The 24,697-nt window shown below is 46.4% G+C and carries 25 protein-coding genes and 1 tRNA gene; 3 read left to right on the top strand and 23 right to left on the bottom strand.

The window, feature by feature from the left end; genetic code table 11:
* Positions 1–8 precede the first annotated feature (8 nt).
* From B2337_RS03980 to B2337_RS03915, 14 genes are all read right to left on the bottom strand, one after another.
* On the bottom strand, positions 9–1,529 hold the full coding sequence (locus B2337_RS03980) for an NADH-quinone oxidoreductase subunit M (RefSeq protein WP_292414045.1): 1,521 nt from the start codon (positions 1,527–1,529) through the stop codon (positions 9–11).
* An 18-nt stretch (positions 1,530–1,547) separates the two neighbouring features.
* On the bottom strand, positions 1,548–3,485 hold the full coding sequence (nuoL, locus tag B2337_RS03975; RefSeq protein ID WP_292414044.1) for an NADH-quinone oxidoreductase subunit L: 1,938 nt from the start codon (positions 3,483–3,485) through the stop codon (positions 1,548–1,550).
* A gap of 4 nt (positions 3,486–3,489) precedes the next feature.
* Positions 3,490–3,795, bottom strand: coding sequence for an NADH-quinone oxidoreductase subunit NuoK (gene nuoK, locus B2337_RS03970; protein WP_069296551.1), 306 nt, complete (start codon positions 3,793–3,795; stop codon positions 3,490–3,492).
* Complete coding sequence (locus B2337_RS03965) at positions 3,792–4,400, bottom strand: NADH-quinone oxidoreductase subunit J (RefSeq protein ID WP_292362380.1); 609 nt, start codon at positions 4,398–4,400, stop codon at positions 3,792–3,794. Before B2337_RS03965 ends, nuoK begins: the two co-directional genes overlap by 4 nt.
* Before the next feature lie 23 nt (positions 4,401–4,423).
* Positions 4,424–4,912 (bottom strand): NADH-quinone oxidoreductase subunit NuoI, encoded by a 489-nt coding sequence (nuoI, locus tag B2337_RS03960; protein WP_292362662.1) that lies wholly within the window; start codon positions 4,910–4,912, stop codon positions 4,424–4,426.
* Complete coding sequence (gene nuoH / locus B2337_RS03955; protein WP_292414043.1) at positions 4,912–5,964, bottom strand: NADH-quinone oxidoreductase subunit NuoH; 1,053 nt, start codon at positions 5,962–5,964, stop codon at positions 4,912–4,914. The genes nuoI and nuoH overlap by 1 nt, the downstream gene beginning before the upstream one ends.
* Positions 5,957–8,320 (bottom strand): NADH-quinone oxidoreductase subunit NuoG, encoded by a 2,364-nt coding sequence (gene nuoG, locus B2337_RS03950; RefSeq protein ID WP_292414042.1) that lies wholly within the window; start codon positions 8,318–8,320, stop codon positions 5,957–5,959. The genes nuoH and nuoG overlap by 8 nt, the downstream gene beginning before the upstream one ends.
* The gene (gene nuoF / locus B2337_RS03945; protein ID WP_292362661.1) at positions 8,313–9,611 is read right to left on the bottom strand and encodes an NADH-quinone oxidoreductase subunit NuoF; all 1,299 of its coding nucleotides are present in this window, start codon (positions 9,609–9,611) and stop codon (positions 8,313–8,315) included. Before nuoF ends, nuoG begins: the two co-directional genes overlap by 8 nt.
* Entirely contained in the window at positions 9,611–10,123 is a 513-nt protein-coding gene (gene nuoE, locus B2337_RS03940; RefSeq protein WP_292362377.1) for an NADH-quinone oxidoreductase subunit NuoE, read from the bottom strand. The genes nuoF and nuoE overlap by 1 nt, the downstream gene beginning before the upstream one ends.
* Complete coding sequence (locus tag B2337_RS03935) at positions 10,120–11,373, bottom strand: NADH-quinone oxidoreductase subunit D (RefSeq protein WP_292362376.1); 1,254 nt, start codon at positions 11,371–11,373, stop codon at positions 10,120–10,122. The genes nuoE and B2337_RS03935 overlap by 4 nt, the downstream gene beginning before the upstream one ends.
* Positions 11,373–12,041, bottom strand: coding sequence for an NADH-quinone oxidoreductase subunit C (locus B2337_RS03930; RefSeq protein ID WP_292362375.1), 669 nt, complete (start codon positions 12,039–12,041; stop codon positions 11,373–11,375). Before B2337_RS03930 ends, B2337_RS03935 begins: the two co-directional genes overlap by 1 nt.
* 9 nt (positions 12,042–12,050) lie before the next feature.
* On the bottom strand, positions 12,051–12,539 hold the full coding sequence (locus B2337_RS03925; protein ID WP_292362374.1) for a NuoB/complex I 20 kDa subunit family protein: 489 nt from the start codon (positions 12,537–12,539) through the stop codon (positions 12,051–12,053).
* Entirely contained in the window at positions 12,530–12,886 is a 357-nt protein-coding gene (gene ndhC / locus B2337_RS03920; RefSeq protein WP_041354701.1) for an NADH-quinone oxidoreductase subunit A, read from the bottom strand. The genes B2337_RS03925 and ndhC overlap by 10 nt, the downstream gene beginning before the upstream one ends.
* 149 nt (positions 12,887–13,035) lie before the next feature.
* The gene (locus B2337_RS03915; RefSeq protein ID WP_292362373.1) at positions 13,036–14,982 is read right to left on the bottom strand and encodes a sensor domain-containing protein; all 1,947 of its coding nucleotides are present in this window, start codon (positions 14,980–14,982) and stop codon (positions 13,036–13,038) included.
* Positions 14,983–15,181: 199 nt separating this feature from the next.
* Here B2337_RS03915 and rarD point away from each other — a divergent pair, with 199 nt between their 5' ends.
* Positions 15,182–16,054, top strand: coding sequence for an EamA family transporter RarD (rarD, locus tag B2337_RS03910; protein ID WP_292414041.1), 873 nt, complete (start codon positions 15,182–15,184; stop codon positions 16,052–16,054).
* A 67-nt stretch (positions 16,055–16,121) separates the two neighbouring features.
* Here the strand turns inward: rarD and B2337_RS03905 are convergent, their stop codons facing one another.
* Complete coding sequence (locus tag B2337_RS03905) at positions 16,122–16,727, bottom strand: YceI family protein (RefSeq protein ID WP_292414040.1); 606 nt, start codon at positions 16,725–16,727, stop codon at positions 16,122–16,124.
* Between the two features lie 301 nt (positions 16,728–17,028).
* Between B2337_RS03905 and B2337_RS03900 the strand changes: the two genes are divergently transcribed.
* Entirely contained in the window at positions 17,029–18,405 is a 1,377-nt protein-coding gene (locus tag B2337_RS03900) for a DUF6538 domain-containing protein (RefSeq protein WP_292414039.1), read from the top strand.
* 847 nt (positions 18,406–19,252) lie between these two features.
* Here the strand turns inward: B2337_RS03900 and B2337_RS14425 are convergent.
* Together B2337_RS14425 and B2337_RS03895 are read right to left on the bottom strand one after the other, a co-directional pair.
* Positions 19,253–19,342 (bottom strand): hypothetical protein, encoded by a 90-nt coding sequence (locus tag B2337_RS14425; RefSeq protein ID WP_363105268.1) that lies wholly within the window; start codon positions 19,340–19,342, stop codon positions 19,253–19,255.
* Positions 19,339–19,902, bottom strand: a complete 564-nt coding sequence (locus B2337_RS03895; protein WP_292414037.1) for a recombinase family protein — start codon at positions 19,900–19,902, stop codon at positions 19,339–19,341. The genes B2337_RS14425 and B2337_RS03895 overlap by 4 nt, the downstream gene beginning before the upstream one ends.
* Before the next feature lie 210 nt (positions 19,903–20,112).
* Between B2337_RS03895 and B2337_RS03890 the strand changes: the two genes are divergently transcribed.
* Positions 20,113–20,703 (top strand): hypothetical protein, encoded by a 591-nt coding sequence (locus B2337_RS03890; protein ID WP_292414036.1) that lies wholly within the window; start codon positions 20,113–20,115, stop codon positions 20,701–20,703.
* An 85-nt stretch (positions 20,704–20,788) separates the two neighbouring features.
* On the opposite strand, the gene B2337_RS03885 is transcribed toward B2337_RS03890, so the two are convergent.
* The 6 genes from B2337_RS03885 to folP all read right to left on the bottom strand — a co-directional run bounded on the left by B2337_RS03885 (position 20,789) and on the right by folP (position 24,685).
* Entirely contained in the window at positions 20,789–20,923 is a 135-nt protein-coding gene (locus B2337_RS03885) for a hypothetical protein (protein ID WP_292414035.1), read from the bottom strand.
* Positions 20,924–21,182: 259 nt separating this feature from the next.
* Positions 21,183–21,267, bottom strand: a tRNA-Leu gene (locus B2337_RS03880).
* An 18-nt stretch (positions 21,268–21,285) separates the two neighbouring features.
* On the bottom strand, positions 21,286–21,612 hold the full coding sequence (secG, locus tag B2337_RS03875) for a preprotein translocase subunit SecG (protein WP_292362370.1): 327 nt from the start codon (positions 21,610–21,612) through the stop codon (positions 21,286–21,288).
* Positions 21,613–21,620: 8 nt separating this feature from the next.
* A complete protein-coding gene (gene tpiA / locus B2337_RS03870) occupies positions 21,621–22,400 on the bottom strand; it encodes a triose-phosphate isomerase (RefSeq protein WP_292362369.1) in 780 nt (259 codons plus the stop codon).
* A 103-nt stretch (positions 22,401–22,503) separates the two neighbouring features.
* A complete protein-coding gene (gene glmM / locus B2337_RS03865) occupies positions 22,504–23,853 on the bottom strand; it encodes a phosphoglucosamine mutase (RefSeq protein WP_414673256.1) in 1,350 nt (449 codons plus the stop codon).
* Positions 23,846–24,685 (bottom strand): dihydropteroate synthase, encoded by an 840-nt coding sequence (gene folP, locus B2337_RS03860; RefSeq protein WP_292414034.1) that lies wholly within the window; start codon positions 24,683–24,685, stop codon positions 23,846–23,848. Before folP ends, glmM begins: the two co-directional genes overlap by 8 nt.
* Positions 24,686–24,697 lie beyond the last annotated feature (12 nt).

Here is a 24,697-nt window from a genome sequence, read left to right as displayed (position 1 = left end):
GTTTTCCCCTAAATCTTTGAATGGCTGATTTGCATCAGCAAATGATCTACTGATGCGTGCATCACATTAAGCAATGGATCGGGCCAGACGCCAATCAATAATACGATGGTTGCCAGACTTGCCAGCAGCCACATTTCACGTGCAGTAATATCTTTCAATTTTGCCACTTCAGCATTGGCAACCTCACCGAAAAACACCCGTTTCACCATCCACAGAGTATATGCCGCGCCCAGAATCAATGTTGTTGCCGCCAAAAAGGCGTACCAGAAGTTGGCCTGAAATGCCGCCAGGATCACCATAAACTCGCCGACAAAACCGGAAGTACCTGGCAGACCGGCGTTGGCCATGGCAAAGAATACGGCCAAAGCAGTAAATTTCGGCATGCTGTTGGCAACTCCGCCATAGGCGCTGATTTCGCGTGTATGCATCCGGTCATATAACACACCGACACTGAGGAACATCGCGGCAGCAATAAAACCATGCGAAATCATCTGCACCATCGCCCCCTCGATCGCCAACACCTGTCCATTACCGATACCAATAGTAATCGCTTCATTGGCAGTAATACGAAACACGATAAACAGCCCTAATGTGACAAACCCCATATGGGCGATACTCGAATAGGCAATCAACTTTTTTAAATCCGACTGTGCCAAAGCGACAAAACCGATATACACAATGGCAATCAATGACAAACCAATCACCAGCCAGTCCAGCGTCATACTGGCATCCGGGGTAATCGGCAGAGCAAAACGTAATAGACCATAGCCACCAATTTTCAGCGTGATCGCCGCCAGAATTACCGAACCACCTGTAGGTGCTTCCACGTGAGCATCAGGCAACCAGGTATGTACCGGCCACATCGGAATTTTCACCGCAAAGGCAATTAAAAAAGCCAGGAAAATCCAGATTTGCTGCGTCAAACTCAAGCTGACATTGTGAAAATCCAGAATCGAGAAGCTACCTGCCTGAAATTGCAGATACAGCAATGCTATCAGCAGAAATACCGATCCAAAAAAGGTATAGAGGAAAAACTTGATGGTGGCATAAACCCGATTAGGGCCACCCCAAATACCAATTACCAGAAACAACGGGATCAGCATCGCTTCAAAAAACAGATAAAACAGTATGGCGTCGAGTGCCGCAAACACGCCTAACATCAGTCCTTCCATGATCAGAAAAGCCGACATATATTGAGCGGCTCTATCCTCAATCACCTGCCAGCCGGCAATGACAACCAACACTGTTGAAATTGTTGTGAGGATCATCAGCGGCATTGAAAAACCGTCAACCCCCAGGTAATACTCAATATTAAATGTCGCCACCCATGACAGGCGTTCAACAAACTGCATTTGATGAGTAGTGCTGTCAAAACCGATATATAGTAAAAAAGACAACAACATGGTCGCCACACTGACAAGCAAGGCCAATTGCCGTGCCAGCTTATTATTTTGTTTGCACAGCAACAGTGCAGCGCCACCGATAATCGGCAGCAAAATCAACACACTGAGAAGTGGAAAATCCATCATCTGACGCTGTTGCTCCTGTTAAACCACAAACCAGGTGAGCAGTAGCCACACCCCGATAATCATCACAAAGGCATAATGGTACAAATAGCCGGTTTGCATTTTGCGGCCTACCCGCGAAATTAAGCCCACTGTCCGCGCCGCACCATTCACCACCAAACCATCAATCAACACGCGATCGCCAACGCGGGAAAACAACCAGCCTAATCCTCGTGATCCACCGGCGAAGACTTTTTCATTAAACGTATCAAAGCCATATCTGTTATCCAGAATTCGCCACAACCACATCAATCTTTGCTGAATCCTGGCGGGGAGATCCGGACGTTTGAGATACAAATACCAAGCGGTTACCAAACCGGCCATTGCCAGCCAGAACGGTGCTGTCATCAAACCATGTAAAATAAAGCCAGCAAGCCCATGATAATCAGCTGCTGCCAATACATCATGCTGCGGCATAACCGTTATTGCATCGCCAAAGAATTTGTCATACACCAGACTGCCAATCAGATAACCTGACAAGACTGACGGAACCGCTAACAGGACTAATGGCCAGGTAACGACTTTTGGGGATTCATGAGGCGGATGACCATGTGCATCAAAGCGTTCCTTGCCATGGAACACCAGAAACAAAAGCCGGAAGCTGTACAGACTGGTGACAAACACTCCAATCATTACCGCCCATAACGCAAAGCTGCTGCCCGGGATGGTCGATTCATGTACCGCCATGATAATGGCGTCCTTGGAGAAAAAGCCTGCCAGACCAGGAAAACCAATTAACGCCAGCGTACCAATCAGACTGGTCCAATAAGTAATGGGCAGATATTTCTTCAGCCCGCCCATCTGCCGGATATCCTGCTGATGATGCAGAGCTAAAATCACCGATCCCGCCGCCAGAAACAGCAAAGCTTTAAAAAATGCGTGAGTGAATAAATGGAAAATTGCGGCAGAATAAGCTGATACGCCGAGAGCCACTGTCATATAGCCAAGTTGTGATAGGGTGGAATAAGCGATAACCCGTTTAATATCGTTTTGAATCAGACCGAGAAAGCCCATAAACAAAGCGGTAATCGCACCAATCACCAGAATAAACGACAGTGCTGTTTCAGAATATTCATATAATGGCGACATTCTTGCCACCATAAAAATACCGGCCGTGACCATTGTCGCCGCATGGATCAAGGCTGATATCGGGGTCGGACCTTCCATCGAATCCGGTAACCAGACATGCAATGGCACCTGGGCCGATTTACCCATCGCACCGATAAATAACAGAATGCCAATAACAGTCATTAACGACCATGTATAGTTATCAAATATTGAGATGGTCTGCCCAGCCATCACCGGTGCCTGATTAAACACTTTCAGATAGTCCAGACTACCGGAATACATCAGTACTGCAGCGATACCCAGCAAAAAGCCAAAGTCACCCACACGATTGACCAGAAATGCTTTGAGATTGGCATAAATTGCCGTGGGCTTTTTATACCAGAAACCAATAAGCAGATATGACACCACACCAACCGCTTCCCAGCCAAAAAACAGCTGCATAAAGTTATTGGCCATGACCAGCATCAGCATGGAGAAAGTGAACAGCGAAATATAACTGAAGAAACGGCTGTAGCTATCATCGTCATGCATATAGCCAATCGTGTAGATATGCACCATCAGCGACACAAACGTCACCACTGTCATCATCACTGCTGTCAGTGAATCAACCATAAAACCGACTTCTATGCTCAGGCTGCCAACCTGTAGCCACTGATAGACCGCCTGGTTATAACTGGCGCCATCCATCACCACCAGCTTCAAAACCCAGAGTGATAAAAAGAACGCAATACTGACTCCGGCAATTGCTACACGATGTGACCAGTTACGGCCAATCTTGCGGCCAAACAAACCGGCAATAATACTGCCCAGTAATGGCGCTAAAACGATGGTTAATAATAAGGACTGCGTCATGCCATCAGCCCTTTAACCGATTGAGATCATCAACATTGATAGTGCTGAGATTACGGAAAAGCACCACCAGTATGGCGAGTCCAATCGCCGCTTCTGCGGCAGCAACAGTCAGAATAAAAAATACAAATACCTGACCTGCAGCGTCGCCGGCATAGTGGGAAAAAGCGATAAAATTGAGATTCACTGCTAACAGCATCAATTCAATACACATCAGCAGAATAATGATGTTTTTACGATTAAGAAAAATACCCGCTACTGACAGGCTGAATAATATAGCCGCAACAATCAGGTAGTCAGATAAAGCAATCATGATTTGTCTTTCCCATCCTGACGTTTCTCCGAAGCCATTTTGACCAGACGCACGCGATCGGTACTACGCACCTTGACCTGCTCAGCCGGATCCTGAGTTTTGCGTTTATTGGGTCGCAAGGTCAGCATAATCGCAGCCACAATCGCCACTGTCAGTATCACGGATGCAATTTCAAATGGATATACATACACCGTGTAAAGCAATCGGCCGAGCATTTTGGTATTACTTTCTGTTGAACTTTCCGGGGCTGGAAATTGATCCAGACCAAAATTCGCTGCGCCCAAAACCGCAATTAACTCCAGAACAATCAGCACCGCGACAAACAAGCCCAACGGCAAATAACGGGTGAAACCTTCCTTAAGTGTGCTGGTATCAATATCCAGCATCATTACTACAAACAGAAACAAGACCAGTACTGCACCGACGTAAACCAGCACCAGACTAATCGCCAGAAATTCAGCTTCCAGCATCAGCCAGATTGCCGCACTGGTAAAAAATGCCAGTACCAGAAATAAGGCAGCACGTACCGGATTTCTTACCGTAATCACCATGGTGGCAGCAAATAACAAAATTCCAGCAAAGCAGTAAAACAGTATTTTTTCCATAATCCTCAGGCCAAGGCTAGTTGCTAGCGATAAGGCGCATCAGCCTCCCGATCAGCAGCAATTTCAGCTTCATATTTATCACCAATGGCCAATAGCTGTTGTTTGTCGATAATATTTTCGCCACGATTCTCAAAGTGATAGGCGAATACCCGGGTTTCAACTATTGAATCCACAGGACAGGATTCTTCACAAAACCCGCAATAAATACATTTAAATAAATCAATATCGTAGCGTGTGGTCCGACGGGTACCATCTTCGCGTGGTTCAGTATCAATGGTGATAGCCAATGCCGGGCAAACCGCTTCACACAACTTGCAACCAATGCAGCGTTCCTCGCCATTCGGATAGCGTCGCAATGCATGTAAACCACGGAAACGTGGGGATTGCGGTGTCTGTTCTTCGGGATATTGCACCGTAACTTTTCGGGAAAACAAATGCCGGCCGGTCAAGCGTAAGCCTTGAACCAGCTCCCACAATAAAAAGCTTTTAAAAAAGTGACGTATGGAATCCATCATGAGGTGGACACCTCCACAACATCATTAAACCAGGGACCAATATCAAATACTTGCATGGTCGAAATCACTACCAACCACACCAGCGTCACCGGGATAAATACTTTCCAGCCAAGGCGCATAACCTGATCATATCGATAACGAGGGAAGGTGGCGCGGATCCACAGATAAACAAACAGGAAAAAGCTGGTTTTCAGTAATAACCATACCAACCCCGGCACCCAGGCAAACATCGGCTCCAGCACCGGAACACCTTCAAAGGGCGACAGCCACCCTCCCATAAACAAGGTAGCGGCCAGAATTGAAATCAAAATCATATCGGCATATTCGGCGAGGAAAAATATCGCAAATGCCATGCCGGAATATTCCACATGAAAGCCGGCAACAATTTCGGACTCGCCTTCAGCAATATCAAACGGCGCACGATTGGTTTCCGCAACACCTGAGACAAAGTACACGACAAACAACGGTAACAATGGCAACCAGTACCAGTAAAAAATACCGCCTTGTTGTGCCAGAACTATCTCACTCAGGTTCAGACTGCCTGCGGCAATCAACACCCCGACCAGGGCAAACCCCATGGCTATCTCATAAGACACAACTTGAGCAGCACTGCGCATCGCACCTAAAAACGCATAACGTGAATTTGATGCCCAACCGGCAATCACAATGCCGTAAACACCCATTGAGGTAATTGCTAAAACATATAACAAACCGGCATTGATATCAGCCAGCACCATGCCTGCATCAAAAGGAATCACCGCCCAGGCTGCCAAAGCCGGGCCAATTGCCAATACCGGTGCCAATACAAACAGGTACAGATTGGACCGGGTTGGTACAATGATTTCTTTGAGCAATAACTTCAGGCCATCGGCAATAGGTTGCAGCAAGCCTCTTGGTCCAACCCGGTTGGGGCCGATCCGCATCTGGATATACCCGATTACTTTGCGTTCAGCCAACGTTAGATAAGCTACGGCTACCATCAATACCGACACTATCAACAAAATTTTGCCGATATTGGGTAATAAATGCTGAGTGACAATATCAAGCATCAGCTGTCTCCAGCATCGCGGATAAATCCACATTGCCAAATGACGGGCCCAACCGAGCACTAAGTGGTGAAGCAGCTGCCAGATAGACCATGTCTTCAGCAATCTGCTCATCAATCAATACACTCGCGGTTATACAGAGTTCACCTTGCTGAATCTGTACCTGATCTCCCTGATTCAAACCGAATTTCTCAACCTGTGCCGGATGTATACGTAAGGAATCCAGAAACTGATTTTCCGGCGTCAGTTGAAGCGCTTTACTGTGTCTGACCAGACTGTCAGTACGATAAATCGGTACCTCTGAAATAAGCTGCAAACCTTTGAAAGTATTTATTTCAGCTGGTATATAAAGTGACTTTCTGACTGTGGATTGACGGTTTAGCTGATCCTGCAATTCCTGACGCACACCTTCTGAGGAAACATAATCAAAACCGGTGAATTTCGAAATATTGCCAAGCACGCGGAGAATCTTCCAGCCGGGACGACTTTCTCCGGGAGGTGCAACCGCGCCGGTAAAAGATTGCCATTGATGATCCAGCCCGACAAACGTACCGGAAGTCTCGGCAAACGCCGCCAAGGGTAACAACACATCGGCATATTCACGCAGGCTGTCACACTGAAAGCTATTCATCGCCACCACAAACCCTGCCCGTTGCAATGCTAGCTGGGCAGCGGCCGGATTGGCACAATCAAACTCCGGCTCAACATTAAATAACACATAAGCACGTAACTGTTCTTCCCAGATCGCTTTTGCATCGAGGCCATCCTTAACGTCCTTAGCCATTTCATGATGTGGCAAAGCGCCCGCCTGATGCAATGCCCGGCTGTTGGCTTCCGGCAGAATTAATAAACGTGCTCCTGTTAGATTGGCAATCAAAGCTACCAATGCACGAATAATCGATGCCTGAGGATGTTGATTGGCTAAAGCTCCAACCACAATTAAAGCTTTCTCGGCATTAGCCAGTTGCATGGCAATATTCTGTTCGGTCGCTGAAGCCGCCTGTTCCCGCATCAGATGCTGCCATGTTTTAGCCGCATTGGCATCAAGGTGTAACAAGGCTTTAGCAATGCCACTTAACAGCGTAAATAACTGTGCTGAATTGACCACAACCTGGCGGTCTACCGGCATCAATAAATCGGTCTTGAAGAAGTTGATATCACTGACCAAGCCACCGGCACACGCGGACTGACGAATCCGATGTGCCAGCATTGGCGCCTCACTACGAACATTACAGCCCAGCAAAACAATTGCATCACTGTCTTCAACATCAGCCAGACTTATTGGTGCGAACTGCTCATGTGCTGCATCACTGAAATCCAGCTGGCGTAAACGATGATCAATATTCTGACTGCCAAATGCCCGTAACCATTTCTGAAACAGATAGGCCTCTTCCAGGGTAGCCGTTGGCGAGATCAATCCAGCAATCTGATCAGCACCATTTTTGGTTTTAACGTGTTTGAGACCATCAACCGCAAATTCCAATGCTGTCTGCCAGTCAGTGGTCTGCCACTCACCATTTTGTTTAATCATCGGATTCAGCAAGCGATCCGGGTGTTTTAATCCCAGATAACTGAATCGGTCCCGATCCGAGATCCAGCTCTGGTTGACGGATTCATTATCCCGGGCAACTACACGCATCACATCATTTTGCCGGGTATGAAGGTCAATACTGGATCCCACGGCATCGTGCAGGGCAATTGACGGATGTGAAGTCATTTCCCAGGCACGGGCTTTGTATCGGAATGGTTTGGAGGTTAAGGCTCCAACCGGACATAAATCAATAATATTGCCGGATAGTTCTGAAGCCAGACTGTGTTCAACATAGGTGCCAATTTCCATATGTTCGCCACGGCCCGTCGCGCCAAGCTCTTTTATACCGGCAATTTCCTGACCAAACCTTACACAACGGGTGCAGTGAATACAGCGTGTCATATCGGTCTGTACCAGCGGTCCGATATCCTTATCTTTGACAACACGTTTCTTCTCGCTGAATCGGCTGATACCACTGCCATAGCCCAGCGATAAATCCTGTAACTCACACTCCCCGCCCTGATCACAAATCGGGCAATCCAGTGGATGATTGATTAATAGAAATTCCATTACCCCACGCTGAGCGGCCAGCGCAGTTTCTGATTGGGTAAAGACTTTCATGCCATTAGCAACAGGCGTGGCACAGGCCGGCAATGCTTTTCGAGCGTTATCCACTTCGATCAGACACATACGACAGTTAGCGACTATCGACAGATTTTTGTGATAACAGAAACGCGGAATATCAATGCCTGCCTCATCAGCAGCCTGAATAATCATTTTGCCCGAATCCACTTTCAGTGGAATGCCGTCAATTTCGATATTAACCATAGTTGAGCTTCAATTCCGGTTCAGTGACCAGACACGATTTATGATCAATGTGATATTGGAATTCATCACGGAAATGCTTGATAAAACTGATAACCGGTGCCGCAGCCGCATCACCCAAGGCACAAATAGTATTGCCGTTAATATTGTTGGCAACATCCACTAATCGATCCAGGTCTTCCTGGCGACCTTCGCCCTCTTCAATACGTTTGATGACCCGGTACAGCCAGCCGGTACCTTCACGACAGGGAGTGCATTGACCGCAGGACTCTTCGTAATAGAAATAGGCAATGCGTTCCAGCGCCTTGACCATGCAGGTGGTTTCATCCATCACGATGACCGAGCCAGCACCCAGCATCGAGCCGGCTTTACCGATACCGTCATAACTCATCGCAGTCTGCATCATCACATCCGCTGGCACCACTGGCGTCGAGGTGCCACCGGGAATCACTGCTTTTAATTTATTACCATTACGCACACCACCAGCAAGTTCCAGTAATTCGGCAAACGGCATCCCCAGGGGCACTTCATAATTCCCCGGTTTGTTAACATGGCCACTCATACAGAAAATTTTCTGACCACCGTTATTGGGCGTTCCCAACTCATGGAACCAGTCTGCACCATGCTGCAAAATCACCGGCACCGAGGCCAGTGTTTCAGTGTTATTTACGGTTGTCGGCCGACCATATAAGCCATAACCGGCAGGAAATGGGGGTTTATAGCGTGGCTGGCCTTTTTTGCCTTCCAGAGATTCCAGTAATGCTGTTTCTTCTCCACAGATATAGGCACCGGCTCCGGGGTGGGTATGCAGTTCAAAATTAAAGCCGCTATCCAGGATATTTTTACCGAGGTACCCCGCTTCATGCGCTTCAATTAACGCTTGTTCAAACCGCTCTATCGGTTCAAAAAACTCGCCGCGAATGTAGTTGTAGCCGCGTTGGGCACCAATGGTATATCCGGTGATGATCATGCCTTCAATCAACTGATGCGGGTTGAATCGCATAATGTCACGATCTTTACAGGTGCCTGGTTCACCTTCATCCGAGTTGCAGACGATATATTTATCACCCGGCATACGCCGCGGCATAAAACTCCATTTCAAGCCGGTAGGAAAGCCCGCGCCACCACGTCCGCGTAATGCGGAATTCTTGATGGTCTCAATGATGGATTCCTGGCGGGTTTTCTCGCGGAGGATTTTCTCCAGCATCTGGTAACCACCAACGCTGCGGTAAGATTCCATCGACCAGGGCTGGTCGAGATGCATGGTACGAAAACAAACCTGATTCAGCTGCATCATTTTACCCCGCCCAGTAACGCGTCGACTTTTTCCGGTGTCAGATGTTCGTGATAATCCCGATCCAGCAATAGCATCGGCGCGCCGACACAAGCACCGAGACACTCTACTTCTTTTAACGTGAATTTTCCGTCAGCAGTGGTCTGGCCAAAACCAATACCAAGTCGTTTTTGTAAATGATTGGCGATATCTTCAGAACCACAAAGCAAACATGAAATATTGGTACAGACGCTGATTTTGTGTTTACCCACTGGCTTGAGTTCAAACATCGTATAAAACGTCGCAACCTCGAACACACTGATAGCGGGTAGTTCCAGGTATTCAGCCAGCGCTCGCATCACCCCCTCGCTAAGCCAGCCATCATGGGCATCCTGCAAAATATGTAACGCCGGTATGACCGCAGATTGGGACTGCCCGGGCGGGTATTTGCTGATCCATTTATCCAACTGCTGACGTAACGTCTCATTGAATAATTGATCCCGGTGGCCTGTGAGTTGCAATTCTGCTGTCATCGGTCAATCTCTCCGAAAACAATATCCATGGTGCCGATAATCGCCACCACATCTGCCAGCAAGTGACCTTTGGCCATTTCATTCATTGCGGCCAGATGGGGAAAGCCCGGTGCACGGATTTTGACCCGGTAGGGTTTATTGGCACCGTCCGACACCATATAAATGCCAAACTCGCCTTTAGGATGTTCCACAGCACTATAGACCTCACCTTCCGGTACACAATAGCCTTCGGTAAACAGTTTGAAATGATGAATCAGAGCTTCCATATCATCTTTCATATCGGCACGGCTGGGCGGGGCAATTTTAACGTTATCAATAATCACCGGCCCCGGATTGGCTCGCAGCCAGTCAACACATTGCTGCATAATTTTATTGGACTGGCGCATTTCTTCGATCCGCACCAGATAACGATCATAGCAATCGCCTTCTTTGCCCACCGGAATATCAAAGTCCAGTTTTTCATAAACTTCATAAGGTTGCTTACGTCGTAAATCCCACTCGACGCCACTGCCACGTAACATTGGCCCGGTGAATCCCAGTTGCAATGCACGTTCCGGTGTCACTACACCAATACCCACCGTGCGTTGTTTCCAGATACGGTTATCGGTCAGCAGTGTTTCATATTCATCGACACATTTTGGGAATCGCTGACAAAAATCCTCGATAAAATCGAGCAAACTGCCTTCACGGCTTTGATTTAACTTTTTGACTTCGGCATCAGAATGCCATTTGGATTTTTGATACTGCGGCATGCTGTTGGGTAAATCACGATACACTCCGCCGGGACGGTAATAGGTAGCATGCAAGCGGGCTCCGGATACCGCCTCATAGCAATCCATCAAATCTTCACGTTCCCGGAAGCAATACAGGAATACAGTCATGGCACCGATATCCAGACCATGTGCTCCCAGCCACATCAAATGATTCAACACCCGGGTCATTTCATCAAACAAGACCCGGATGTACTGTGCCCGGACTGGAGGTTCAATCCCTAACAGTTTTTCGATAGCCATGACATAAGCATGTTCATTACACATCATCGACACATAATCCAGCCGATCCATATAGCCGATGCTCTGGTTATAGGGTTTGGATTCGGCCAGTTTCTCCGTACCGCGATGCAATAAACCGATATGTGGATCAGCGTGCACAATCACTTCGCCGTCCATTTCCAGAATCAGCCGTAATACACCATGTGCCGCCGGATGTTGTGGACCAAAATTCAGGGTGTAATTTTTAATTTCAGCCATTATTTCTTGACCTCATTATGAGGTTGCAGATACCGGTTATCATCTCGAATCACCCGTGGCACCAGAGTTCGAGGCTCGATACTGACGGATTCATATATCACCCGTTTCTGCTCAGCGTCATAACGCATTTCCACATTACCAATCAATGGAAAATCCTTGCGGAACGGATGTCCCACAAAACCGTAGTCGGTCAGAATGCGTCGTAAATCATGGTGGCCTTTAAACAGGATACCGAATAAATCAAAAGCTTCGCGTTCATACCAGTCTGCTGAATACCAGATACTGGTCACCGAATCGATAATCGGAGTTTCAGCAATTAAATCCACTTTCAGACGCAGTCGATTATTGTATTTTACGGACAGCAGGTGATAAACCACGGCATAACGAAAGCCCTCGTCAACATTATCAATCTGCGAAAATGCTTCACGAGCCCGGCTAAAACCATGTTCAGTCGCCTGTTTGGTTTCCCAGCCACTATTACCGTAAGCCGAATAATCCACTCCGCATAAATCAATTAACTGAGTAAAGGCAAACTCATCGCGCAAAGCTGTACATACCGGAATAATCTGCTCCGCCTCAACATGAATCGTCACTTCGCCACGATTAAACTCACATTCCACCAGTTGATTGGCAAAATGCTGTTCCAGTTTATGTTTAAGCGATTCCATGCAACAACCTTATGCCTGCACGCTTTTAGCGATGGTATTGGTTCGCTGAATTTTTTTCTGTAACTGAATAATGCCATAGAGCAAGGCCTCAGCCGTTGGTGGACAACCCGGCACATAAATATCCACCGGCACAATGCGATCACATCCACGAACCACCGAATAGGAATAATGATAGTAGCCCCCACCATTGGCACAGGAGCCCATTGAAATGACCCAGCGTGGCTCTGACATCTGGTCATAGACTTTACGCAGTGCCGGTGCCATTTTGTTGACCAGCGTACCGGCGACAATCATCACATCTGACTGACGCGGACTGGGTCGAAACACCACACCGAAACGATCCAGATCATAACGTGAAGCCCCGGCATGCATCATTTCAACAGCACAACAGGCCAGACCAAAGGTCATCGGCCACAAGGAGCCTGTTCTCGCCCAGTTGATCAACTTATCTGCCGAGGTGGTCACAATCCCTTCGTGGAGAACGCCTTCTATTCCCATTCCAGGGCTCCTTTCTTCCATTCATAGATAAAGCCCACCACCAGAATGCCCAGAAACAGGAACATGGCCAGCAAACCAAACACCCCGATTTCATCAAGCACAATGGCCCAGGGGAATAAAAAGGCTATTTCCAAATCGAAAATGATGAACAGGATGGCGACCAGATAATAACGCACATCAAATTTGCCATGCGTGTCTTCGAAAGGTTCAAAACCACATTCATAGCTGGAGCGTTTTTCGGCATCAGGCCGCTGCGGCCCGATAATAAAACCTGCGATCAGCGGCATTACACCAAAGCCGATGCCGATAATGATAAACAACAAAATGGGGAGGTATCCCTCTAACATGTCGCCCTTCCACTCTCTCGAGATTTAGTGTCTTTGTGACACCTGATAGTTATTATTGTTTTTGTTCATTCAAACTTATTTGATCAACTCCCGATAGTACACATTAACGTGCAGCATTTGAAGCGCGTATTTAGATCGTTTATTACAGATTACCCGACGAGCTTCAACAGTAATTGGTCAGGATGAACGGGTTTACTGTAATAATAACCTTGTACGTAATCACATTTCATTGCCTTGAGTGATATGGCCTGCTCTTCTGTTTCCACGCCTTCAGCCACCACTTTCAAACCGAGTCCATGTGCCATGGCTATGCTGGCATTAACCAGTTCCCGATCCGCTGAATCAGTAGTCATATCGTTAATAAAACTACGATCAATTTTTACAATGGCAAACGGATAGCTTCGAAGATAACTGAGTGAAGAGTAGCCAGTACCAAAATCATCCATCGCCATATCAATGCCCATTGCCGTAAACGACTTGAATAACTCATCGGTCATCAGGTATCCGCTTAATAACACACCTTCGGTAATTTCCAGTTCCAGTGTATGAGGATGAACTGGGTATTTCTGTAATTGCTGTTCAACAAACCCCAATAATCCCGGATCACGAAACTGGCAGGGAGAAAGATTGATAGCCATCCGGAAACCCATCTGATGTTTTTGCCATTCGGCAGTCTTTTTTATCGCCGACTGCATCACAAACTCACCAATGGGAACAATCAATCCCGTCTGCTCCGCTACCGGGATAAATTCATCCGGACCAATAGGTCCCAATTGTTCATTTTGCCAACGTAATAAAGCCTCTGCCCCCGTCATTTTGCCGGTTGCCAATTCAATTTGCGGCTGATAGAGAAGATAAAACTCACCCCGCTCCAATGCCCCGTACATGTACTGTTCTATGAGCAATTTTCGCGCCGCATCACGGTTCATCGATTCGGTATAATTTACGAAAGTGTTTCGGCCACTGCTTTTGGCATAAAACATAGCAGTATCGGCCTGTCGCAGCAATTGTGAAGCATGATGGCCATCTAAAGGATAGGTAGCCACACCGATGCTTAAGGTCAGTGTTATTGTCTGTTCATCAATCATAAATGGCTGGCGGAATTGTCGGACCAGATTTTCCAGAATGGGCGTAATCTCTTCCGTAGAATGCATATCTGCCAGTAACACGATAAATTCATCACCACCAAGCCGACCGAGAATATCGCGATGACGAATATGTGATTGAATACGCTGTGCAATCTGTATCAGTAAGGCGTCTCCAGCTTCATGTCCCATTGATTCATTGATTTTTTTAAAATCATCCAAATCCAGACATAAAACCCCCACCAGATCATTATTGTGGCGAGCCAGTTCCAATAATTGAGCTAAACGATCCATGGACAGGAAACGATTTGGCAGGCCAGTTAACGTATCGTAATGCGCCAGACGAAGTATTCTTTCTTCCTGCTGCTGGCGCATCGTAATGTCAGATATGACGGCAATAAGCCCCACTAACTCATCTTTATCGTCATAGATATAATCCCAGTTATATTCCAGGATTTTTTGCTGGCCATCAGCTGCAAGATTGATGGTGACTAACAGCTCTGGCTTGGGTTGATTCGTGACCAGATCATTAAATATACGTTTAAATTGTTGTTTGGCATTTTCATCGGGTTGATAATCCCATATATATCGTCCAATCAGCTTATCAGGTTGAATGCCAAGGATCTGATGGTGTGCCTGATTACTGAAAGTTACACGTCCCTGCAGATCACATTCCTGAATACCACACGGCACATTATCGAAAATAACGCACAACTTTGACTGACTATCCTGCAAAGCATCGATAAGTTTGCTTTGCGACAGCCACAAACGTTGTATCAACAGCCAGACCAGAAAGGCGGTAATAGTCACAAAAAACAAACCTTTATAAGTCTGTAATCGAGACAACAACTGGCTATCATCGGTTATGCGTTGCATCAGTTGATCAGAAAAAATTATCCAAAGTGTGGCAAAAAGGGCATAACTCAAGGCTATCCTCAGCGGTGCAAAAAAGCCGGCTTTTCGCAACTGAACCAGCCGGTTTTGCAATTGGTTAAGCCTTGTTCTGATCACCTGACCTCCCTGTTTACTCCAACCAGTACTTTCATCGATATGAACTTTTGACACAATAATGCTTTAAAAAATCGTTTACATAAAATAATTACGTAAACTGTCCATTTTGCATAGCTATTGTATTACTGTGTGCAAGGCCGCAAGACCCTGGCCAATTTACAATGGATTCCGATAACACTTTTTCAAAGCAAAGTAATTTATGTATGGCCTGATATTCGCTATTGCTGCTTATGTAATATGGGGTAGCTTCCCGCTTTATTTCAGTTATCTGAACAGCGTTTCAGCAGTTGAAGTATTGTCGCACCGAATCCTATGGTCTTTGCTTGCCACCACTCTGGTTGGATTATTACTCGGCCGTGGACGCAAATTGATCAAGACCTTTGCAGATAAAAAATTGCTGTTGTGGCTGGCATTATCCTCATGCCTGATTGCCATAAACTGGCTGATATTTATCTGGGCTGTTTCACAACACCGAGTACTGGAAGCCAGTCTCGGCTATTTCATTACACCGGTAATGAGTCTGCTATTGGCCAGATGGTTGCTCAAGGAACAATTACATCCGTTACAGGCGTGGGCCGGGGTTCTGGCGACCATTGCTGTTTTATGGGAATGGTTCAGCTTGGGTAGTTTGCCTTGGGTGGGGTTATCACTGGCTCTGGCATTTGCCTTGTACGGGCTCATCCGAAAAAAACATCCGGTGGATGGCGTAAATGGCCTGACGTTAGAAACCTTATGGTTAGCACCTGTAGCCTTAGCCTGGATTTTGTGGCAGGCAGCCAACTCTGATTATAACCTGGCGTTTGGTGACTCTGCCCAATTAACTCTACTACTTATTGGTTCCGGTCTGCTCACCGCCTTACCGCTTGTATTGTTTGCCATGGCGGCCAGTCGAGTCGACTTATCCGTAGTGGGCTTCATCATGTACATTAATCCTAGCATCCAATTTGTTATTGGTGTATTTGTACTCAAAGAAGCCTATCCGCCGGAAAGACTGATTACCTTTGGCCTGATCTGGATTGCTTTAATATTCTTTATCGCTGGTATGTGGAAAAAACATCGACAGCGCTCTTAGCGGCCGGTAATTTTTAAAACAATGCTTTCGAGCCGTGTCGATATAAAAGTCTACAGACCTTACTCTGTTACGGATTAAAAAACAGAGTAGCAGTCACTGGTACGGCAAGTGTAATTGACGGCAAACCAGCCACATCGCGCAATGCATTGACGCCTTCAACCAAATTAAAATCTTCCGCTTTGATCACCACAGGCGCCGTCGTGGCGACCATCAGTTTACCCGACTCCAGTACCGTAACCTGTAACTGCGCGGGAAATGTCTGTGTTTGACCATGCAAATCGAGTTTTAGCTCAACATCCTGAGTGATTGTCTGTCCAGTCTCGAGAGCTTTTACAGCAATAATATCAACATCTGCCGCTAACTTTGCCAGCGGAAAGTTAACGGTATCAAACAGCATAGCCTGCATACGTTCATCACGGATGGGAATGTTGGTATTGACACTATTCAAATCAATGACAAGTTCGGCTTTACCACTATCTGACAAACTGCCGGTGATGGTTTTAAAAGTATGTAGCTCGGCAATGGAAGTTGACTTGACTGACATGAAATGCAGTTGCGAATCGGTTTGGTCAAGATCCCAGTCGGCATAACTCATTCCGGAAGTAACCAACATCCCACTGGCCAACAATGCAGCAGATAATTTTTGATAGTGTTGAAAAAACAGCTTAAGCATAAAAGTCCCTTCTCTGTATTATTCGTAACGCCTGTGACCAAATGTCACTGAGAATGTTTCCACATCAAAACAAGACCGATTAACCAACGGGTAAAAGCCCATGAGATCTGTAAACGGTAATTTGTTCCAAAGCAGCCAGATACAAAAAAGCCAAGTATCTGCTTTACAAATACCTGGCTTCGAAATTGGTGCCGTCGGCCGGAGTCTGTACTTTGATCACTATAAAACCGCAACCGCATTGACTTCAAGGCTTAGCGGCCTATAACCTGTACCACCAACATGTATCCCCAGGCATTAATTAGTGAGCTACCCCGAATACCTTTTCCTTCGTCACCAAACTTGGTTTGTTAAAAAGAAAGTCCCCAAAGAACTCCAGCAAATACTGAACAAGAAAGTCATCGTCATGACTACAGGAACACGAGACCTCAAGCTGGCTATTTCAAAAAGAAATATTATCCTAGGCGAGATTGAACGAGAGTTTGAACAAATCAGAAACCCGAGCGACAAACGGCTTGAATCATTCAGAGGCACTGCTCGTTGGCTAAGGGAAGAACAACGGAAAGTATGGCAGCAGGAGCTTACTCCCGAGGAATTAGCAGACATTGCACTTGATAGTCTTTATTACCGGTTACATCCAGATGCAAATGGATACGGCGTTCCCCATGAACACCAAGAGGAAATAGCGAATTTACACAAGCTGGCTATCGACCCAGACGCTAATAACATTGGCGACACTATTAACCAGTACCTTGATCAAAAGAATGGAACAATTCAAGAGTCCACATTTCACGAGAAAAAACGCCACCTTGAACACTTTGCTGGATGGATTGGAAGACATACTTTAATAGCTGAAATATCAGCCAAAGACGCTGGAAACTACCTAACCGTCCACTTGATGAGACAAACGACAAAATTAGATACGCCAGTATCAAGTGGAACACTAAAGAAACACTTAAACATTTTTAAAGCATTCTTTAGCTGGGCTGAGAGCATGGGCTTAGTGGATAAAAATCCATTCAATAAAACAGCAGACAGACTCCCAAAGAAAACTACTGGTGGCTCGGAGATAAAAGTCAGAGCATGGAACGAGAGTGAGGTAATCAAACTCCTTGAAAAAATAAAGTCGAAAAACGACAACAAACTCGCAAGTATCACACTGCTGGCAATGTTCACGGGAGCAAGAAGTGAAGAACTCGCCCAGCTTAAAACTGATGACGTGACAAGTTGGTCTTTAAAGATTCGTAGCGAAACTAAAAACGAAAACTCCCAGAGGAATGTGCCCATTCACTCGCTCATTAAGCCCTTGGTCGAGAAACTAGCCGCGACAAGTAAAGACGGATATCTAATCTCAGGACTGAAAACAGGAGGCCAAGACAATAAGCGCTTTCATTACATCGGGAAAGCATTCAGTGACATGAAACAAAAGATGGGATTCCCCAATCGAACTAAAGTCTTCCATTCATTCAGACACACGCTAGTCACACGCTTACGTAATGCTGGTGAAACTCCTGACCGGATAGGCGGAGCAATTGGTCACATCGAGGATTTGAACTTCACAGTACACACGTACGCAGATGAACTGGAAAGCTCAGAGGCAATTAAAGTCATCGAGAAGTTGGACTACAGAACAGAAGTTAATGAATTGGTGAGTGAACTCATTGAGAAGATAAAAAATTAGAATTCGAAAAGACTAGATACAGTCCCCCTCGCAACCACATCATTAACGGATGACTATCATCCTGCTCACATAAGACTACCAGCGCGAATAATCCTATATGGATCTGTGTGATCCTCTGACGGGATTTCAGCATCATGTATACCCAATGGTACTGGGTGAGGTAACAAAGGCGCTCATTCGGCTTTACAGGGATCGACATCAACAAACCTGTGTGCATTAACATGACTTCGAAAAGACTAGATACAGCCGACCTAACGACACCATAAATTTCTGCTAATCATCCAGTCCACAGAAGACCACCAGCGAGAATGATCCTCAATGGATCTGTGTGATCCTCTGAGAGGACTTTGCCACGACAGATACCCGATAGTACCCGCCATGGTCTTACAAGCGCCCAGACAGCCTTCTATGAGGTCGACACAATTAAGCGACCATCCAAGCATATTCTGGAATGAGTGAGATTACTTACTCCAAGAGGTTGACTACAAGAGATATCTATAGATGGACTACAAGGGATAACTTAAGAGAGTCTTGTAGAGACACCCTTCCGTAGCAGTGAGGGGGCATCAATAGTCCCACAAGTGAGAACATACACCCATGACACCACCTAATCCAGATTAACAGGGGGTTTATACAGTGGGAAGCTTTTGATTACCTTATGTCTCCCAACTTGAGGAGACAAACCAATGACAATCACCATACACACCTTCACCATCGAACTAAGAAGGTCACACTTCTTCATGAGCCTATCCGGCTGGTTCGAGCTATGCCTATCTCCTGACGGTGAGTTCACATTCGATAACTTAAGGGGTGCTTAACTGATTCACGGCAAGGAGCTTGCTGGTGGTTACTGCATGTTTAACCGCTTGAGAAGGTTGGACACCGTTGACTGATGCCATTGCTTGTTCCTTGCCGTTAATATCCCCCGCTGGTTCAAGGTATGGCAGCACTCTCTTGCGCTTTGGCCTTAACCCGTTGAACAGTGGAAACTGACACGCCCAATTCTGCGGCTGTTTTCCTAATCGACACACCACTCGCCAACAGCTTCAATATGACGGCTTGATCAACTTCTTGAGGCCTGCCCTTATACTTGCCTGCTTCCTTGGCTTTCTGAATGCCTTCCCTCTGGCGCTCTAATAGCATCGAACGCTCAAACTGATAGACAGATCCAAGAACACCCAGCAATAACTCCTGCATGGCATTCTGCTCGCCAGTGAAAGTTAAGCTCTCTTTATGAAACTGGATGCTTACGCCTTTACTGTTTAACAGCTTCACTAGGCTAATCAAGTCTTCAAGGTTCCGCGCCATGCGGCTTATATCATGGACATGTACCTCATCACCCTTTCTGACGTACTTGAGCAATGCCTGAAGGTTTGGCCTGTTGGTGTCTTTACCTGAACACTTATCCTCAAACACTTCATCAAGCTCAATACCGTCAAGCTGACGCTCTGAGTTCTGGTCTACTGTCGACACCCTGATGTAACCAATCCGCTTCATTCGGAGACGCTCCTGTATTCATTTAAGTTTAAGAAGTGGAAAGGCTACCGTATTCATAAATCAAAAACAACTCATTTGGACACAGTTATTGTATTCACCTCGACTGTGTTCATAGGGTGTAGTTAAAAGAAAACACATCCAAACTGAAACAGTAGCGGTGGTAATGAGCTAATATAATTGTGGCAAAATCAAAACTAAGGAAGGTAAAAAATGAATGAAGCTTTAGTAACTTTTTTACGCGACACGCTCATTACATCTGGAGTCGCGGTTATGATCCTATTTGGATTTTCTCGTGCTATCGGCAAGATGTGGGCCAATAACCTAATTGAAAAGTTGAAGCACAACCACGCTATCGAACTGGAAAAAATAACGAAAGAGTTACAAAGGGAAAGTGATGAGAAACTGACTTCAATCACTCACGAGTTTGAGATACTGAAAAACACCCACCTACGAGAACACAGCGATAAATTAATCATCTATCGAACAGCTATGGAATTGGTTGCCACAATGCTTGCTAAGTTGGAGCTAATTGTGATGGAGAAACGTCCACCACTGACAGATATTGAACTGGAAACATTCGAGGCTGAGCGTCTGAGGATATACGCTTATTTGGCAATGTTAGCGCCTCAAGAAGTCATGGATGCGAATGACAATCTGACGGACTTACTTCTAGAGGTAGTTCATCAAAACAAGCAAACTGACTGGATCACAATACGAGGCCTCGCATTAAAATTAATCAACTCTATGCGCCGTGACATCGGACTGAATAAGACCCCGATACAATATAACGGTGAGCTTTAAATGAGCATCTAGGCGAGTTCTTTTGCATAAGTTAAAAAGCAATGAAGCAGTAAACCTATAAGTCTTTAAAAGTCCCCCGTGAGAATTAAACCATCCGCATTATCTGCTGGATAGCTTCCACCACCACAATACCAGCCATAGCGTATAGGAACAGTTTCCAGTAGCTTGTTGGCTTCTTGTCATCTTGCTGGTGACTCTTGTCGACTTGATTGTCATCCATGGTAATTGTCTCCTTTAAATTCAAACAAAGGGGAGACACTCTAACAGAGGAAATAACAAAGTCGATGGGGTAAATACCCTGCTTACATATATGCAAATGAGCGCACGAAAATATTTAATAAAAACTTAGCAGGAGAATTTACAGAGAAAGTATGTACCACCCAGCTGTACCACCTGATGATATAGCATGGTTACAGCTAACTGGTTAACTTATTGATTTAAGATAAAAAATAAGCCCTTTACGGGCTTACTTCTTAATATGGTGCCGTCGGCCGGAGTCGAACCGGCACACCCTAAGGCACTACCCCCTCAAGATAGCGTGTCTACCAATTTCACCACGACGGCAATTAACTGAGGGATATTTTACGGAAACTCTGGAAGATCCGCAGGGCTTTCTTCTACCGGTTGTTCAATCACCACTGAATCCGTAACACTTTGTACCCGATCGGTGTTACCTGCCAGATAAGCCAGCGTCAGGCTGGTGATAAAAAACACTGTCGCCAGAATCGCGCTGCTACGGCTGAGAAAAGAAGCTGACCCCTGACTGCCAAACAGACTAGCAGAAGCACCGCCGCCACCGCCACCGCCAAAAGCAGCGCCGGCATCCGCACCTTTACCGTGCTGGATTAAAATCAAACCTACTAACAATAGCGAGATCACAACGTGAATCCCAAGAATCAACGCATCCATTTAATTTCCTAATTTTGAGCTGCAGCCTGACAGATTTGAACAAATTCATCGGCATCACGTGAACCGCCACCGATTAATCCACCGTCAATATCCGGCTTGGCAAATAATGGGGCAGCATTATTACCTTTTACGCTGCCGCCGTAAAGTATTCTGAGCGATGCGGCAATTTTCGCATCATGTTTTGCCACTCGCTGACGCATGAAAGAATGCACATCCTGCGCCCATTCCGGGCTGGCTGTCTTACCGGTACCAATGGCCCAAACAGGTTCATAAGCCAGTACCGCTTTTGACAACATTTCGACGCCTTGTTGCGCAATCACAATATCCATCAGCCGTGCCACCATCTCTTCTGTGCGGCCCATTGAGTGTTCTTCAGGACTTTCACCTATACAGATAATCGGGGTGATCCCATGACGTAACGTCATCTCGTATTTTTCTGCGATGATGTGATCAAGAAATACCTGATCCAGGTTCAGTTCGGCATATAAACCACGTCGTTCCGAATGACCAATCAAGACATACTGACAACCAAAATCCCGCAACATGGCCGCCGAGATTTCACCCGTATAAGCACCGGAATCAAACTGAGAGACGTTTTGAGTGCCCCAATACATGCCCGTGCCCGTTAAGGCAGACTGTACCTGTTGTACATAAAGTGCGGGTGGAAATAAGGCAACATCAACCGATGCAAAGGAGTCTCTTTGCGCCAGTATCGCATCAAGCAACAGTTTGTTACTTGCGCTAGAGCCGTTCATTTTCCAGTTACCAGCGACCAGCGGTTTGCGCACAGACACCTACTCTTATTTAAGGATTAATCATAAAGGTTACCGACTGGCCGTTGATAAAGCAATGTCATCGCCCGTTATCTTTTTGGCCTGAAACGTTACCGCATTATCCCTGCAGAATTGTCTCAATCTGCTCTGCCAGTGACTTGGATAATTGGTTTGTGCGTGTCGCATCATGTCCCTCGACCATGACCCGAATAACCGGCTCGGTACCAGAGGCTCGCAACAACACTCGGCCCTCATTACCGAGCTCGGCCTCAACACTTTCTACTGCTGTTTGAATTTCCGGATAATCCTGTAAATTCACCAGTTTATTAATCCGCACATTTATCAGTCGCTGCGGATATTTAATCACCGCTGAACGCAGTTCATGCAAACTGCTGCCAGTCTGCTGGATTTCAGCCAGCACCTGTAATGCCGCCACAATACCATCTCCGGTACTGGTTTTATCAAGACAGATAATATGTCCGGATGCTTCACCACCTATCAGGCCATCGACCTGCTGTAACTTCTCCATGACATACCGATCACCCACATTGGCGCGATGTAATGTGATGTCGTGTTTTTCAAGTGCGTGTTGCAACCCCAGATTCGACATCTGGGTGCCGACGACATGCCCTCTTCCCAATCCCATACGCTGTCTGCCACGTGCAATGATAAACAGAATGTCATCGCCATCCACCAGTTCACCTTGATGGTCAACCATAATGAGACGGTCGCCATCACCATCAAGGGCAATACCTAGGTCAGCCTTGTGCTCTAAAACACTGGCTTGTAACAAGCGTGGTTCGGTTGAGCCACAATTCTGATTGATATTCAGTCCGTCCGGATCGGCCCCCATTAAAATAACTTCGGCACCCAACTCACGAAATACATTTGGCGCAATGTGATAAGTGGCACCGTGAGCACAGTCCACCACAATCTTCAGATTCGATAAATCGACGCCAGTGGAGATAGTACTTTTGCAAAACTCAATATAACGACCTGCCGCATCGGCTATCCGATGTGCCTTGCCTAAATGAGCAGAATCCACCGTTTTAATAGGTTGATCCAGCATCGCCTCAATTGCCAGTTCTACTGAGTCCGGTAATTTTGTCCCCTGATCAGAAAAAAACTTAATGCCGTTGTCATGATAAGGATTATGCGACGCACTGATCACAATACCGGCCTGGGCATGAAATGTTCTGGTTAAATAAGCCACAGCCGGGGTAGGCATCGGCCCCATCAGATAAACGTCTACGCCGGCAGCTGAAAGCCCTGCCTGCAATGCTGATTCAAACATATAGCCTGAAATACGCGTGTCTTTACCGATGAGTACTTTGCTATTTCGCTCTTTGGCGAGAACCCTTCCCACCGCCCAACCGAGCTTTAATACAAAATCCGGAGTAATAGCACCATCGCCCACCCGGCCTCGGATGCCATCAGTACCAAAATAACGTCGTTTTTGTTCAATCAAAATCGTTAACCTGCATTACATGTTCACACAATCGTATTGCCTGTAGCGTCTCACGCACATCATGACTGCGAATAATTTTTGCACCCTGCCAAACCGCTATTGAGGCTAAAGCCAGACTTCCAGCCAAGCGTTCATCAACCGAAACCTTCAACATAGCACCGATAATGGATTTACGAGAGACACCAACCAAAACCGGAAGGTCCGATTCGGTGAATACCGATAAATGTTTCATTAAGCGCAGATTATGGCGGGCATTTTTACCAAAGCCAAATCCAGGGTCCAGAATAATTCCTGAACGCGAGATTCCCGCTGCTTCACAGGCAGCAACCCGCTCAGACAGAAAGTTATTCACTTCATTGACCACATCGACATAGTGGGGCTGTTGTTGCATGGTTTGAGGTGTGCCCTGCATATGCATCAAACATATCGGTACTCCCAGGTCCGCGGCGGCCTGAAGCGCACCTTCGCCACGCAGCGCATTGACATCATTTATCAGGCTTGCACCGGCCGCTACTGCAGCTCGCATGACATCGGCTTTCATAGTATCGATAGAAATAACCACATCAAGCTCAGCATGAATAGCTTCTATTGCAGGAACAACACGGTGGATTTCTTCTTCAATGCCAACAGGTTCAGAGCCGGGACGAGTCGATTCGCCACCAATATCAATAATGGTGGCGCCATCAGCAACTAACTTGCGGGCTTGTTCCAGGGCTTTGTCAGCAGAAAAAAAACGCCCGCCATCCGAAAAGGAATCGGGCGTTACATTGACGATGCCCATAACCTGCGGGGCGGACAAATCCAGTGATTTTCCCGCAAAGTCCATGATCATGGTTTAACTATC

The sequence above is a fragment of the Methylophaga sp. UBA3192 genome (genome assembly GCA_002363955.1).
Classification (GTDB): domain Bacteria; phylum Pseudomonadota; class Gammaproteobacteria; order Nitrosococcales; family Methylophagaceae; genus Methylophaga.
This window is presented reverse-complemented; position numbering and strand designations above follow the sequence as displayed.

Coding starts and splice junctions, on each gene's coding strand:
- B2337_RS03965 (WP_292362380.1), bottom strand. CDS start 4,400: ATGGAAAAAATACTGTTTTACTGCTTTGCTGGAATTTTGTTATTTGCT.
- B2337_RS03930 (WP_292362375.1), bottom strand. CDS start 12,041: ATGGAATCGCTTAAACATAAACTGGAACAGCATTTTGCCAATCAACTG.
- nuoI (WP_292362662.1), bottom strand. CDS start 4,912: ATGGATTCCATACGTCACTTTTTTAAAAGCTTTTTATTGTGGGAGCTG.
- rarD (WP_292414041.1), top strand. CDS start 15,182: ATGTATGGCCTGATATTCGCTATTGCTGCTTATGTAATATGGGGTAGC.
- nuoL (WP_292414044.1), bottom strand. CDS start 3,485: ATGACGCAGTCCTTATTATTAACCATCGTTTTAGCGCCATTACTGGGC.
- ndhC (WP_041354701.1), bottom strand. CDS start 12,886: ATGTTAGAGGGATACCTCCCCATTTTGTTGTTTATCATTATCGGCATC.
- B2337_RS03895 (WP_292414037.1), bottom strand. CDS start 19,902: ATGAAGCGGATTGGTTACATCAGGGTGTCGACAGTAGACCAGAACTCA.
- B2337_RS03885 (WP_292414035.1), bottom strand. CDS start 20,923: ATGGATGACAATCAAGTCGACAAGAGTCACCAGCAAGATGACAAGAAG.
- B2337_RS03890 (WP_292414036.1), top strand. CDS start 20,113: ATGAATGAAGCTTTAGTAACTTTTTTACGCGACACGCTCATTACATCT.
- nuoE (WP_292362377.1), bottom strand. CDS start 10,123: ATGACAGCAGAATTGCAACTCACAGGCCACCGGGATCAATTATTCAAT.
- B2337_RS03980 (WP_292414045.1), bottom strand. CDS start 1,529: ATGATGGATTTTCCACTTCTCAGTGTGTTGATTTTGCTGCCGATTATC.
- nuoH (WP_292414043.1), bottom strand. CDS start 5,964: ATGCTTGATATTGTCACTCAGCATTTATTACCCAATATCGGCAAAATT.
- B2337_RS03935 (WP_292362376.1), bottom strand. CDS start 11,373: ATGGCTGAAATTAAAAATTACACCCTGAATTTTGGTCCACAACATCCG.
- secG (WP_292362370.1), bottom strand. CDS start 21,612: ATGGATGCGTTGATTCTTGGGATTCACGTTGTGATCTCGCTATTGTTA.
- nuoG (WP_292414042.1), bottom strand. CDS start 8,320: ATGGTTAATATCGAAATTGACGGCATTCCACTGAAAGTGGATTCGGGC.
- nuoF (WP_292362661.1), bottom strand. CDS start 9,611: ATGCAGCTGAATCAGGTTTGTTTTCGTACCATGCATCTCGACCAGCCC.
- folP (WP_292414034.1), bottom strand. CDS start 24,685: ATGATCATGGACTTTGCGGGAAAATCACTGGATTTGTCCGCCCCGCAG.
- B2337_RS03925 (WP_292362374.1), bottom strand. CDS start 12,539: ATGGGAATAGAAGGCGTTCTCCACGAAGGGATTGTGACCACCTCGGCA.
- nuoK (WP_069296551.1), bottom strand. CDS start 3,795: ATGATTGCTTTATCTGACTACCTGATTGTTGCGGCTATATTATTCAGC.
- B2337_RS03905 (WP_292414040.1), bottom strand. CDS start 16,727: ATGCTTAAGCTGTTTTTTCAACACTATCAAAAATTATCTGCTGCATTG.